Here is a 14726-nt window from a genome sequence, read left to right as displayed (position 1 = left end):
GAGACCAATATAAATGTAGAGATTGACGAACGGCCGATTATTTTAGCAAGCCCTACAGTTGAAAGATGGCTGGATCATAAGCGCGGTGAATTAGATTGGGACTACTGGAAGGCCTATAAAGAGTACCTAATTGATCAGGGGCGTTCTTTAGATGTTATCAAGGAAACTGAAAGAACTATTGATGAAATACTAGATTGCTCAGGAGATCCACATAAAGAGGGAAAGTGGAATCGCCGAGGACTAGTAATGGGTAATGTGCAGTCTGGTAAGACACAAAACTATCTAGGTTTAATTAACAAAGCTATAGACTCTGGATACAAAGTTATTGTCGTATTAGGCGGCCACCTCAACGAGCTCAGAACGCAGACACAAGAGCGGTTAGATGAGGGGGTAATCGGTAAAGAATCTAAAAAGCGTTACGAAAGTGGCCTTCCTATTGGTGTTGGAAAATATAGAGATGAGAATCTCAGAGCTTCATTCTTAACAACGACAGAAGGCGACTTCAAAAAATCTGTAGCCAATAGTTTTGGTATTCATTTTTCCACAGTTGGAGGTCCCATAGTTTTTGTTATTAAAAAGTGGGCTTCGGTACTAAACAACTTGTATGAATGGATCGCAGAAAAGCATGGTCTAGATGTAGCGGTAGGGCAAAAATTAAACACTCAACTATTGTTTATTGATGATGAAGCTGACTATGCGTCAATAAATACCAAGCATGAAAAAGGTGATATTACTGCTATCAATAACAATATAAGGAAGATTTTATCTCTCTTTAATCGGTCAACATATATTGGTTATACCGCAACTCCATTTGCAAATATATTTATTGACCCAGACGAAGAACATATAAATATCGGTGACGATCTCTTTCCAGCTGATTTTATGATCAGAATCCCCACTCCTGATAGCTATGTGGGACAAAAGCACTTTTTCCAGTCTAATAACGACACAAAAGGAGATCCGGTAGTCATAGTTGACGATAATGAAAAGCTCCTACCAGTAAAAAGTAAGAAAGATACACCAGTGGGTATTTTGCCTGAATCGTTAAAAGAATCAGTTAGGTGTTACTTAATCTCGGTGGCTGTAAGGTCTCTTAGAGGAGCGCCAAAAGCTCATAATACAATGCTGATAAACATGACTCACTTAACCGTACTGCAAGATAAAATTGCCGAAATAGTTGATGAGTATATGGATGAAATACGTAACGCAGCCGATTATGCACTTGGATATCCTCTGGAGACAGCTCTAAGAAAGAGTAAATCCATTTCAGAAATTAAACACAGTTTTAACAAGTTCTTCGAAATTAATGAAACTTTTGAGGATGTTTACCCGCATTTTAAAAGGGCAATCGGAAAGACTAAGGTATTTGCAGTCCACGGCAAATCCACCGAAAGCTTAGATTATGCAGCATACAAAGCGAATGGCTTGTCGGCCATTGTGATTGGAGGGCATAAGCTTTCTAGGGGGTTAACCCTAGAAGGTCTTACGGTTTCATATTTCACTAGAAACTCAAAAGCCTATGATACGTTAATGCAAATGTGCCGTTGGTTTGGATATAGACCTGGATACAAAGATTTATGTAAGTTGTTCATTACTGAAGAGTCTTATGAGTGGTATGAGTTTATCTCTGGCGCAATTGACGAACTTTACCTTGAACTTGAAAGAATGTCAGAGCAAAAGAAAACTCCAGGTGAGTTTGGGTTGAAGGTAAGAGAGCACCCTGGTGCGTTGTTAATTACAGCAAAACAAAAAATGAATGCCGCTCATAGCCATACGCGATCTTTAGATTTAGCAGGGCGGAGACTGAGGAAGTATGAATTCTATGTTTCAGATGAGAATAATTTGAAAAACATGGATATTACACAAAACTTAATAAGGCAGTTAATTGAGAAAGGTCTAAATCGATATAATTCCGAAGACGGTTCAACAGTATTCTACGATGTTGAACACGGACTCATTAGAGAGTTTATTTCTAATACAAAGTACGTAGAAGGTGAGGTATCCGATGATTTATTACTACAATATATTTCAAAATTGGAAAAACAAGACCTCCCTAAATTCACCGTATGCATTAAGAATATTAATAAAGAAATACAAACGTGGTGGTCGCAGAAACCCATCCAAGAAGGCGATCCTGAATTGCCAAGTGTAATTTCTTTAGATCCAAGACTGCCGGAAATAAAACCCTCAAAAAGAAAGCTATTGAAATCTACTAGCGGTAATACTGTTTGCTGGGAGAGGCAGGAGATCGGCGACAAGCATGACGAAAAATATTTCTTATATGATCCTGATAATGCAACGAAAGAGTCGGACTCATTTTATTACATTAGGAATCCAGAGCGTAATCAGCCAGGACTGATTATTTACACTTTAGCAGTAGGGACGTTACCAAAAAATGCCAAAAAAGATGACGATGTTATTTTGGGCGTTCCCCATAAAGATCCAACTATAAGTTACTCCATTTCCTTTCCGGTGCTTGAAAATCTAAAAGGTAAATCGAAGAGGGAAATTGATCGAATATCTAGAGATACAAAAGTTTCTTATGTGGTGAACCAGGTATGGAAGGCTTTAAATAAAGAGCTGGTCATGGAGTTCGAAGAAGATGACGAATAGATATCAAGAGTTTTTCAAAGATAATCCTTGGGAAGGGATTGATGTAGGTTCATACCCGTCATCAGCTAGACGGTTGTATAAAGAGGATTCTAGGTTTTGGGTTTCTGTTAATGCAGAAGGAAATTTCTTATTCTTTGTAGAAGAAAATGGAAGCTTCAATTTTGATATTGTTAATAGATTAGATTGTCTAAGTATTCAATTAGATCAAATTTCAGATAAAACGCGGCTTGTATGTACTCTCACGGATGCAGAGATGTTTGATAAGTTCCGCACTATTGCTAAGGATATCGCTGCATATTCGTCAGAATATAGTGGATTAAACCTATTTCGTAGTGTTATATCGAGAATTTATTCATGGAGTGAGTTCTTAAAGCCGTCTAGATCTGGATTAGGTTTTCGGGAGCTGGTTGGTTTTTGGGGAGAGCTATTCATATTCCATAGTCATTTCGTTGAAGGTTTCGGTTTTGAAGATGCACTTAAAGCTTGGGTTGGGCCTGAAAACAAAAAGCAGGACTTCACATTCGACGACTCTGCCTTCGAGATCAAAACAAGTATTGTGGGGGATAATAATGACCTCAAGATATCTTCAATGGAGCAACTTCAAAAGGTTACGAGTTCTCTTTATCTAGTTGCTCTAAGGATAAATGAAAGTATAGAGTTATCAGGGCTGACAGTAGCTGATTTAGTCGATAGATGTATTTCTTCGATTGAGGGGGACGATGCCCTAAAAGCTGAGTTTTTGCACAAAATATCTGAAAAATATGGTAAAGCAAATGATACTGAGTTGGTCAGAAAGTTTGTTGATATCAGCGTGACAGCTTATGAGGTGTCTGATGGTTTTCCGAGGATTGTGCCGGAAAATATACCTCATGAAAAAATATTGAAAGTGAAATACACAATTGATGGAAACTCGCTTGAGAAATATAAAACTTCAAAAACATTAAGGGAGATAGTTGATGATGGAACCGCTACTACAGTTTAAAAGCGAGCTTATAAATGGAGTGAAGCTGTCAGCGGAAAAGGATCTTTGTTTTGAAGAGGAAAAATTCTTTGAGCTGATCTCTGAGTCTATTTCAGAGGCAGGGATTTTGGATAACATTGAGTACCACCCATACCGAAACTCAAATAAATATATGAAGATAGATGGGTATAGCTGGAACCCATTAGAAAGGACACTTAGTGGGATCATTACAGATTATGAGGATAATGAAGATATTCAAATTATTACCAAAACGGACTTGGTTAAGTTGGGAAAGAATGTATCTAGATTTCTCGAAAAAATTGATGATGAGAACTTTTTAGATTCACTTGAGGAGTCAACAGATAGAGTGATCGCAAGCTCTATGAGTTCTTATTTGCCAAATGCATTGAAGTTTAGGGTAGTTGTTCTTAGTACCAGAAAGCTGAGTGATCGTGTTAAAAAAGTTGCTATTGAGCCAATAAGAGAAAAGCCTACGTCAATAGAAATTTGGGATTTAGATAGGCTAAAGACCTTGTCTGAATCAGGTACAGAAAACGAACCCTACTCGATAGATTTTCTAAATATTTGTAATGGGCTTAATAATTTGCCGGCAAATACTGAAGACGAGAATACTCTTACTTATTTGTGTGTAATGCCAGGAAAAGTTCTAAGTGAAATATATGATGAATTTGGACAGCGTTTGCTTGAGGCGAATGTCCGAACATTCTTAGATTTTAGATCTTCTGTAAACAACGGTATTAGAAAAGCATTGCTGACAGAGCCTGAAAACTTCTTTGCTTATAACAATGGTTTAACTTGTACAGCAACTCATGTTGAATTTACTAATGTTGGTGGTGTTCAGGTTATTTCTAAGCTCGACAATCTTCAAATAGTGAATGGAGGGCAGACAACCGCTTCGATTTATTTTGCTCCAAGAGAAAAAGGAGGGATTGGTGATAAGCTGTATAAGGACATAGACCTCGATAAGGTTTTTGTTCAAATGAAGCTCACAGTCATTCGTGATGAAGAAAAAATTGAAAACTTAAAATCACGGATAAGTCAGTATGCGAATACTCAAAACTCTATTCAAAAGTCTGACTTAGTTTCAAATCACCCATTCCATAGAAATATAGAAAAACTTGCACTTTCTATTCCTATGCCAGCTGGTGAAACAGGGCTTTCTACTAAATGGTTTTATGAGCGTGCTAGGGGGCAGTATACGACTAGAATTCGAGCTCTAACTAAAGCTCAAAAAGACCGTTTCATGCTTGAGTTTCCAACGAGTCAAAAGTTTTCAAAAACAGATATGGCTAAGTTCGAGAATACTTGGCGAATGAAACCTCATGAAGTTAAAAAGGGCGCGCAAGCTAACTTGAAGTTACTCGGCGAAGTTATCTCTGATGAGTATGATAAGGATGAAACACAGTTTAAGCATGCTTTTTATAGAGAGCTGATAGCAAAAGCAATTTTGTTTAAAAGTGCTGATTCAAGTATTTTCAAATCAAATTGGTACAAGAGTGAGAGTGGTTTTAAAGCAGAAACAGTAACTTATACTTTGGCGTTCTTGAGGCACTTACTAATCCAACAAAAGAAAGATATTAATCTTTCTAGGATTTTCCAAAATCAAGGTATTTCACTAACTTTATCAAAGCAAATTGAAGTTTTGGGTGAATTTGTAAGAGAAAAAATATTAGACCCATCATTCAGAGGTGGGCAAGGTAACCCCTCTGAGTTTTGTAAATCACCAAAAGGCTGGGAAGCTTTTAAAGCTTTGAGTTTTGATTTGGACTATCTTGATATTTCTGACGTTCTCAATAGTAGCGAGATCAAAGAAAAGAAAGAAAATAACAAGGATATAAATGAAGCAGGATCTCAAATTGAAGCTCAAACAGGCATAATGGATGTCAAGCCTGAAGAATGGAATGCTATCGTAGTTTTTTATAAATCTAAGGGTTACCCCACTTATCACAAGAATATATCGCTGCCGGAAAAGTGCTATAAGATGTATATTGGAGGGGGGTTGCCTTCGGATAAGCAAAGCACGGAGGCGCTAAGAATAAGGCAAAAAGCATACAGCGAAGGCTTTGATTTTATTTAACACAAATATTCAAAGTCTCAACTTGTGCGTCAGAGGCTCTGTTAGGGCATGTAACGTAATAAATTGACTAATTAAAAGATGAAGGACCCAAATAGAACATTAAGCTTTTTGAATTGGCTAAATATTACGGACCATCTCGTGGCTCAATACGATATGGTTCAAATACAGCTAATTGGTTGTATTAACAATTAAATAGTGCCCTCATATCGCTGCCAGATAGAACAATGTAATGCTAGGGTGGACTCATTTTTTGGAGATGTCGACTTCTAGGCTTATTATTTAGGCTTAAAGGATTGATATGCATGGTAGGCCACCATAAACATGACTTATTAGTTCTACTATACCTAAAAGTAAAGAAACCCATTGCTCGACAGTCTCAACCTGGTATGATTGCCTGGAAATTTTATTGATAGTAAGTAGTTAAATGGAAACTGGTGAAGTTCTTGTAATCGACCTTTTTGCGGGGCCCGGCGGGCTTGGAGAGGGTGTATCTTCTGTAGTTGATGGCAATGGTAACAAACCGTTTCAGATCGGTGTATCGGTCGAGAAAGAGCCTTCGGCACATAAAACATTAACAACGCGAGCGTTCTTCAGAAAAATTAAAGAATTAGATGGCGGATTAGAAGACTACTTCAATTATGTTCGTGGGAAGTTAACTCGGGATGAAATTTTCGAGTTATATCCTCAGCAAGCTCAAGAAGCTATTTGTGAAACGTTAGGAGAACCTAGAGCTTTGGGTGAAGACAACGAATTAATTCATTCTCGCATTCGTGAATTAATTACAACTCATCAAGGTCCCAAAGTTGTCATTGGGGGACCGCCTTGCCAAGCATATTCTTTAGCTGGACGTTCTCGTAATGCGGGAATTAAAAACTATAAGGCTGAAGATGACCACAGAAATTTCCTATACAAGGAATACCTTAAAGTATTATCTATAGCGCAACCAGATGTATTTGTTATGGAAAATGTACGTGGTATTTTATCTGCCAAAATTAATGGTAATGTTATGTTTCCTCAGATATTGGAAGATTTGAGAGATCCTAGCCTAGTAACAGAAGTTAGTGGTGTTGCTAAATATAGAGTTTTTTCACTTGTTGTAGAGGCAAATGACCCTGAAGATCCTCAATACCCAGACTCTTCAGACTTTCTTATTCGTTCTGAAAATTACGGTGTCCCTCAAGCACGGCATCGTGTAATTTTGTTGGGAGTTCGACAAGATATAACCCATGTACCAGATACCATTTATCCAATGAAACAAACTGTAACTGTTGAACAAGTATTGTCTGATTTACCTCCATTAAGAAGTGGTTTATCTAAGCAGAAAGATATTCAAGAAGATTGGGAAAAACAAGTACAAATAAATGCAAAAAAGTTACAACGTATTTTGAAAATGCGATTCGATAGTGAGGCTGTCGATAAATTAAATCTTGAGCCAATGTTAGGGTTAGAGCGTCAAAGTTTTCTATTAGCAGAATTAGGCCAGAGTATACCTCCGCATCTAAAGGACTGGTATTTGGATAGTCATCCAGGTTGTGTGTTAAACCATGCGACGCGCGGGCATATGACATCAGATTTACTTCGCTATGCTTTTAGTGCTGCGTTTACTAAGTTAAGTAGCGGTACATCACCTAAAGCGAGAGATTACCCGACAGAACTTGCTCCTGAACATGATAATTGGAATTCAGGCTCACATGCAGACCGATTCCGAACTCAAGCGGCAAACAAGTGTGCGACTACAGTTACTAGCCATATTTCTAAAGATGGTCACTACTTTATTCACTATGACCCACAGCAGTGTAGAAGCTTAACTGTACGAGAAGCTGCAAGGCTACAAACTTTTCCGGATAACTATATATTTGAAGGAACAAGAACTCAGCAATATGTTCAGGTTGGAAATGCTGTGCCACCGTTCTTGGCACATCAGATAGGTAAAGTTGTTATGGCGTTGCTTGAATAAGTTTACTCTGGAGTAATAGCACTTGGTAAGGCCTTAGTTGCATCTACACTCAACTTTTGCTCTATGGACTGCCATAGAGGTTGCTTGATGCTTTAGCTGACAATATGACCGTAATATTTACTTAACCTTAATAAAAAATTGCTTAAGGCTGATAATTATTTTCATAGACGATGCAGCCGATGAAGCAATCAAGTTGGGGAGTAAGGACAATTTATGCATTACTTCCGTAAAATAACTCGCTTTGTGTGCTCCAGTTATCAGCATGATACCGTCAATGTATTTTTGAAATCTGATGATATTGAATTTGCTTGTCGAGTAATGTCGTCAGAGTACTCTCTTGACTTATCAGTTGCTCGTATATGCCGGTTTGGTTCATGAAAAATGCTTTTATCATTTGAAGTTAGCTAAGAATAAATGAATTGAGTAATAGAAATGAGTAGTGTCATTCAAGCTTATTCTTGGAAGCTGCAAGAACTGATTTCACAGACAACAAAAAAGCCCAGCATTTAGCTGGGCTCTTCATATATTTTACTGCTTGTCTTTTACATCGACTTTCACAAGTTCAGAAGTAATTACTCTACGTTCTGAATTTGCTCGCGCATTTGTTCAATCAATACTTTTAGCTCTACCGCTGCGGCAGTCACTTCGGCGCTGATTGACTTAGATGCTAGGGTGTTTGACTCACGGTTAAACTCTTGCATCATAAAGTCTAGACGGCGGCCTTGTGCGCCACCTTTTTTAAGAATACGGCGGGTTTCTGCTACGTGGGCGTCAAGACGATCCATCTCTTCGGCAACATCCATCTTCTGCGCTAGCAATACCATCTCTTGCTCCATACGAGCAGGGTCAAGTTCACCGGTGATTTCTGCCAAACGGTTAGTTAGCTTATCACGCTGCCACTGCATCACTTGTGGCATGTGCTCACGAACGATAGCGACTTGCTCAACGATTTGGTCAAGACGGGTTTGCAGCATGCTGTTGATTGCGTCACCTTCACGGCCACGGGCTTCGATAAACTGATCGATTGCCGAATCAAAAGCCACTAGTAACTCTTTACCAAGGGCGTCCATGTCTTGCTCTGAGCCTGACATCACACCCGGCCAGCGTAGTACGTCAACCACGTTCAGCTCGCCTTGGCCTGCTTCGTTTTTTACCCAGTTAGCGGCATTGATGATCTGTTTGGCTAGGTCTTGGTTTAGTTGCAGTTCGTTATCGCTCTTTTCGGCTAAGTCGTAACGTAGATTTACTTCAACTTTACCGCGGTTAAGGCGTTTACGTAGACGATCTCTAAGAACAGGCTCCAAGCTGCGGAAATGTTCTGGTAGGCGCAGGTAAGTCTCTAGGTAGCGCTGGTTAACTGAACGGATTTCCCAAGAGGCTGTGCCCCAATCTGCTTTGTGCTCAATGCGAGCGTAGGCTGTCATGCTTTGGATCATTGATGATTTCCAGTGTGATTCGTCTAAGTGAGTAGTGATTATATACCCAAACAAATTGTAGGTGCATTTAATTTGCTCATGCAGCCGTGATGACAAGGCGCTGCGCTAGGCTGTTGGGCATGGATTGTTGTTATTGCACGCTTATGTGCAAAATCAGAAGGCTGTTTTCGGCTGAGTTGATTGATTCAGATAGCATACTGGCGCACATATCCCTATAATATGCACCCAAATTACCCCATGCCCTTAAATACAGGAATTCATCATGCGCCCAAGCAACAGAACTCCAGCACAGTCTCGCCCTGTGACTATTACTCGCCAGTTTACTGCTCATGCCGAAGGTTCGGTTTTAGTAGAATTTGGTGACACCAAAGTACTGTGTACAGCTAGTTTTGAAGAAGGCGTACCACGTTTCCTTAAAGGCCAAGGCCAAGGTTGGGTTACTGCTGAATATGGCATGTTGCCACGTTCGACTCATAGCCGTATGCAGCGTGAAGCCGCTCGCGGTAAGCAGTCTGGTCGTACTCAAGAAATCCAGCGTCTAATCGGCCGTTCACTACGCGCTGCTGTAGACATGAAGCTTCTAGGCGAAAACACTATCGTTATCGACTGTGACGTGATCCAAGCGGACGGTGGTACTCGTACTGCTGCGATTACTGGCGCATGTGTTGCGTTAGTTGACGCACTAAACTGGGCACGTGGTAAAGGTATTTTAAAGACTAACCCGCTTAAGTTCCTGATCGCTGCGGTCAGTGTTGGTATTTATAAAGGCGAGCCTATCTGCGACTTAGAGTATGTAGAAGACAGCGCTGCTGAAACTGACATGAACGTGGTAATGACTGAAACCGGTAAGATCATTGAGATCCAAGGTACTGCAGAAGGTGAGCCGTTTAGCCATGAAGAGCTAATGAGTTTACTTGAGTTAGCTAAGCACGGTATTCGTGAAATCGTCGATACACAGAAAGCGGCGTTAAGCTAATTATTGTTTTTGTTATTAGGGCCCTACGGGGTCCTTTTTGTAAGTGAAGTAAAATTAAAAAATACCAATAATACTAAATAGTAGATTGAGTATTACCACTACATTTTTAAGGAGAGATTGTGAAAGCCTATCAACGTGAGTTTATTGAATTTGCCCTAGAGCGTCAGGTACTTCGATTTGGCGAATTTACGTTAAAGTCAGGCCGCACTAGCCCTTATTTCTTTAACGCTGGCCTGTTTAACACTGGCCGTGATTTAGCGCGTCTAGGTCGTTTTTATGCTGCGGCGCTTGTTGACTCTGGTATTGAGTATGACTTGCTATTTGGCCCTGCATACAAAGGTATTCCAATCGCAACCACTACTGCGGTAGCACTGTGCGATCACCACGATATCGATATGCCTTACTGCTTTAACCGTAAAGAGAAGAAAGACCACGGTGAAGGTGGTAGCCTAGTAGGTAGCGAGCTACAAGGCCGCGTAATGTTGGTTGATGATGTGATCACAGCTGGTACAGCGATTCGTGAATCAATGGAGATCATCGAAGCGCATAAAGCAGCATTGGCTGGTGTGTTGATTGCACTTGATCGCCAAGAGAAGGGCAAGGGCGAGCTTTCTGCAATTCAAGAAGTTGAGCGTGACTTTGGTTGTGACATCGTGTCTATCATCAAGCTTGAAGACTTGATCAACTACTTATCTGATAAGCCGGGTATGGAAGCGCAACTAGCATCTGTTAGTGCTTACCGCGATCAGTACGGGATTTAAAAGATAAGTCCAGATTGCTAGAGCGTTCGCAGGCTCACTGCGAGAGCGCTCACAAGTTCGCTTCTAGAAAAAAGCAAAAGCTATTAGTTTAGCTTTTGCTTTTTTATTTTCAGTTTCTCGCAGCGGCTTGCCGCGTTCTAGAAGAGCCGAAGGATCGCTCTCGAGTCTGCTTTGAATTTCGGTGAGGCCGAAGGCCGTTCTGTTATCCGCGAGCGAGTCTACGAACGTTCCGTTTTCGTTCTTTTGCTTTTCCTAGCAGGCCGAAGGCCGTCCTCGAAGCGAAGCGTCCTACAACCTAGGACGTTCTTTTACCTTAGTTGCTTAAGAACTCTGCCCTTGTCGCAGGGTTAGACTTAAAGATGCCGCCCAGTGCCGTGGTGGTGGTGGTACTGGTTGAGTCCATCACGCCGCGAGATTTCACGCAGTAATGCACCGCATCCATCTTAACGGCAACGTCTTTAGTGCCTAGCAGGGCTTGTAGCGCTACCAGTACCTGTTGAGTCAGGCGCTCTTGTACCTGTGGGCGCTGGGCAAAGAAACGCACGATACGGTTAATCTTAGACAGGCCGATAATATTCTTGCGCGGCAGATAAGCCACTCTGGCTAGTCCGTCGATAGTAACTAAATGATGCTCACAGGTGCTGGTGAGGCTAATATCATTCACTTTAACCATTTCATCGAAGCCCATCTTATTTTCGATAACGGTGATCTTGGGGAAGTTAGCGTAGTCTAGGCCTGAGAATATTTCGTCGACATACATCTTGGCGATACGGCGCGGTGTATCGGCTAGGCTATCATCGCTCAAATCCAGTGACATTAAGGTCAAGATCTCTCGCATATGATGCTCAATCTTGTCTTTACGTTCTTCAGCAGTTAGCTCACTCGGCAGCATCGGCGTTTCGAGGCCACGCTCAATTAATGCAGATTGTACTATCTGAGCTGATTCACTGAGGATTGCGTGTTTTGATGTCATAAGTTCCTCCACCATAACAATGAGTGGTGATATTCGTATCCTTGGTACTAGGGTTGCCAGACTCACTGAGAGACAGGCTTATCTCATAAAAAGCGGTAACTATACGCATTGTATTAAGAGAGGACGGGAGGATACCGCTATTTGCTGTAAATATACACCGAAAACCGCATGGAAGATAAGAAAAACCGACTAAATTAGTCGGTTTTTCTGTTGAGAATATTACAATTTCAGATTGGTTTTTAAGAAACTAAGCATTTCACTGTAATACTTGGCTCTATGAGCATCGTCATAGAAACCGTGGCCTTCATCGTCCATTACCAGCTTTTTAAAGGGGTATTTCTGTTCTTTGAGGGCATCTTCAAGCGCTTCGAACTGCTCGATAGGGGCGCGCTCATCTTCTCCGCCGTGGACTAGCATGATGTTGGTTTTAAGCTTATCGACATTGTGGGTTGGAGACATAGCCTTGAGCACGGCTTCATCTTCACCTAGTACTTCTTTTAGGTAGCGTTTACCTGCGCGGCGTCCCTGTACATCTCCTTCATCGAACATCAGCTGAAGATCGTAGACACCAGCAAAACCGATAGCACATTTAAATAGATCTGGCTCTATCGCTGAGCTTTGAATGGCTGAGTAGCCGCCAAAACTGCCACCGACGATACAGATACGGTCTTTATCGACGATTCCCTGTTCAATGACATATTTAGTGGCATCGATAATGTCATATTGGATCTCGGTTCCCCACTTTTGGTGACCCGCATTTTCAAATGCATTTCCATAGCCGCCAGAGCCGCGGAAGTTAACTTGCAGAACCGCGGCGCCTTGGCTGGCAATCATCTGGTTCTGCGAGTCGAAGCCCCACCAGTCTCGTGGACCATGTGGGCCACCGTGTGGGTTTACGACTAATGGTAGGTTTTTCGCTTCCTTGCCATTAGGTAGGGTGAGATAACCATGGATCTCTATCCCATCTCGACTGGTGAAGTGGATCGGTTTAATCTCGGCCATCTTATTTGGATCGATCCATTTCTTTTGCGATGCAAGGTATTCGAGTTTGACCGCTTTTGTGTCAAAGATGTAGTAATCACCAGGATTACGATCATTAAAGGCTTTAATAATGATCTTGTCGGCATCGGTTGTTTGGCTCATTAGGTGAATTTGGTGGCCCGGTAGCGATGCTAATAGCTGTTTGATATATTTTGCCGAGGGGTCTTTGGCGTCAACGAACTCATAGGTTGGATAACCGTTTTCATACTCTACGGCGTAGAGTTTCTTGGTGGTTTTATTAATCCATACATTACTCGGGTTAACGACTTTATCTTGGCTAACCAGCTTTTTGTCACCAGTTTTAATATTGACTAGGTAGACGCCAGAGGGTTTACCTGACTCACTTGCAGTAACATAAACGCTGTTCTTGTCGTTGCCAAATGCAATCGGGGTCATGGCATCTAAGTTAAGATTGAGCTTTTCGGTATCAACCCAGCTGCTATCGTCTCGATAATAAAGCTTAGTATTGACGTAATCTCGGGTACCACTAACAAAGCGTACATTACCGTCATGATCGGTTAGGAAGTTGGCGTAGGGAATCGGTGCTGTGGCGACTTTTCTGCGCTTACCATTATAAACATCGACACGATAAACTTTCTGCGTGTTCTCTGCCATGTTACTACCACCGCCTCCCCAAGGGAGTGCCTGAACGAGCATATAGCGCTCGTCTTCAGGCATTGGATCTAAGATATATGCCGTGGCGCGAATGGCGGTGTTCTTTTTAATGTTTGAGCCGACTTGCTGCTGACCGCCTTGGTAACCAATTAGGTAAGTTGCCTTTGAGCCGTCGGCATTGACGGCCATCAGCTCACCATAATAGAGAGGATGGTCACTCCAACCTTTAAGGTATTCTTTTTGTAATACTATGCGTTCATCATTGACCCACTCGTAATGACCCACTTGAGCGTTGCTATCAAAAAACACCGCGTGAACGGGGTTTTTGTCTGCAGCGTTTAAGATTAGCAGCGTGGCTTTGCCATCTTTCATGGTGATGGCGCTTAGATAGTCTCCACCTGGAGAGATCTTTACCTGTGAAAATTCCGCAGAGCGGCTGAACAGGCTTGCTGCGTCATCTGTTTTTGCGGACACGTTAGAACTTAGCCAAGCAAAGCATGCTAGGCCAACAACTTTGATGAGTTTCATACAACTTCCTTGTGGAAACAAATGTTAATTTTTGTAGTTATTTCGGTGTAAAAAGTAAACTAAAAGTAGGGCGGAAACAATAGACATTGGAGGAAATGGCAGCATATGTGGGTTGCTGCCATTTTTGTAGACTAATAAACTAATTTAATACTTGTTGGTATTAACTTTGAAGCAGTTGTTGCTGGATAAAAGTCCACTGCTCATTGAAATGTTTTGTTGGCTTTAGCTTGAACTCGCTACGGACAAACTGAGCGATTCGGCCTTCGGCTACGGCTAGCAGTAGGTTAGCTAGGACGGCTTCGTCAAGGTTAAAAGCCTTACCTTCACGTAGGCTTTTTTCACGCAGAATCTGCTTTAAGTGAGTCTCGATTTTTGAAAACAGCTGGCTAATACGGCTGCGTAGTCGCTCGTTCTCACCTAACAGTGCATCACCGTTTAATACTCGAGAGATCCCAGGGTTGCGTTCGGCAAACACTAGCAGTAATTGCAGAAGTTGCTGACAACGCTTCATGGTGTCTTTTTCTTCATCCATGATCAGGTTGATACGTGATAGTAAGGACTCTTCGATAAACTCGATAAGACCTTCAAACATGCGTGCCTTACTTGGAAAGTGGCGGTAAAGTGCCGCTTCTGAAACGCCAACTTCAGCGGCTAATTTAGCTGTGGTGATGCGTTGTCCTGGGCTTGTTTCTAGCATGGTCGCTAAGCACTGTAAGATATGCTCACGACGATTTATTTTCGGGCTTGCAGCCATTTATCTGTCCTTC

General features: G+C 41.5%; 10 protein-coding genes. 6 read left to right on the top strand and 4 right to left on the bottom strand.

The window, feature by feature from the left end; translation table 11 throughout:
* From K5Q92_RS13770 to K5Q92_RS13755, 4 genes are all read left to right on the top strand, one after another.
* Positions 1 to 2613 (top strand): Z1 domain-containing protein (locus tag K5Q92_RS13770; RefSeq protein ID WP_220769572.1); only part of this gene is annotated, 2613 nt, incomplete at its 5' end.
* Positions 2603 to 3595, top strand: a complete 993-nt coding sequence (locus tag K5Q92_RS13765) for a PD-(D/E)XK motif protein (RefSeq protein WP_220769571.1) — start codon at positions 2603 to 2605, stop codon at positions 3593 to 3595. The genes K5Q92_RS13770 and K5Q92_RS13765, both read left to right, overlap by 11 nt.
* Complete coding sequence (locus K5Q92_RS13760; RefSeq protein ID WP_220769570.1) at positions 3570 to 5672, top strand: AIPR family protein; 2103 nt, start codon at positions 3570 to 3572, stop codon at positions 5670 to 5672. The genes K5Q92_RS13765 and K5Q92_RS13760 overlap by 26 nt, the downstream gene beginning before the upstream one ends.
* A gap of 424 nt (positions 5673 to 6096) precedes the next feature.
* Complete coding sequence (locus K5Q92_RS13755; protein ID WP_220769569.1) at positions 6097 to 7629, top strand: DNA cytosine methyltransferase; 1533 nt, start codon at positions 6097 to 6099, stop codon at positions 7627 to 7629.
* Between the two features lie 572 nt (positions 7630 to 8201).
* On the opposite strand, the gene K5Q92_RS13750 is transcribed toward K5Q92_RS13755, so the two are convergent.
* Complete coding sequence (locus tag K5Q92_RS13750) at positions 8202 to 9065, bottom strand: YicC/YloC family endoribonuclease (protein WP_220769568.1); 864 nt, start codon at positions 9063 to 9065, stop codon at positions 8202 to 8204.
* A 262-nt stretch (positions 9066 to 9327) separates the two neighbouring features.
* Between K5Q92_RS13750 and rph the strand changes: the two genes are divergently transcribed.
* Together rph and pyrE are read left to right on the top strand one after the other, a co-directional pair.
* A complete protein-coding gene (rph, locus tag K5Q92_RS13745) occupies positions 9328 to 10041 on the top strand; it encodes a ribonuclease PH (protein ID WP_028769282.1) in 714 nt (237 codons plus the stop codon).
* A 119-nt stretch (positions 10042 to 10160) separates the two neighbouring features.
* Positions 10161 to 10802 (top strand): orotate phosphoribosyltransferase, encoded by a 642-nt coding sequence (pyrE, locus tag K5Q92_RS13740; RefSeq protein ID WP_108944777.1) that lies wholly within the window; start codon positions 10161 to 10163, stop codon positions 10800 to 10802.
* 313 nt (positions 10803 to 11115) lie between these two features.
* Here the strand turns inward: pyrE and folE are convergent, their stop codons facing one another.
* The 3 genes from folE to slmA form a co-directional block, all read right to left on the bottom strand.
* On the bottom strand, positions 11116 to 11775 hold the full coding sequence (folE, locus tag K5Q92_RS13735; protein ID WP_220769567.1) for a GTP cyclohydrolase I FolE: 660 nt from the start codon (positions 11773 to 11775) through the stop codon (positions 11116 to 11118).
* A gap of 219 nt (positions 11776 to 11994) precedes the next feature.
* Positions 11995 to 13959: a S9 family peptidase gene (locus K5Q92_RS13730; protein ID WP_220769566.1), complete on the bottom strand. Its 1965-nt coding sequence runs from the start codon at positions 13957 to 13959 to the stop codon at positions 11995 to 11997.
* A gap of 160 nt (positions 13960 to 14119) precedes the next feature.
* Positions 14120 to 14713 (bottom strand): nucleoid occlusion factor SlmA, encoded by a 594-nt coding sequence (gene slmA, locus K5Q92_RS13725; protein WP_220769565.1) that lies wholly within the window; start codon positions 14711 to 14713, stop codon positions 14120 to 14122.
* Between the last annotated feature and the right edge of the window lie 13 nt (positions 14714 to 14726).

Source organism: Shewanella sp. MBTL60-007, from assembly GCF_019654915.1.
In the GTDB taxonomy this organism is placed as follows: domain Bacteria; phylum Pseudomonadota; class Gammaproteobacteria; order Enterobacterales; family Shewanellaceae; genus Shewanella.
Note: the sequence above shows the minus strand (reverse complement) of the source record. Positions and strands in the feature narration are given on the sequence as shown.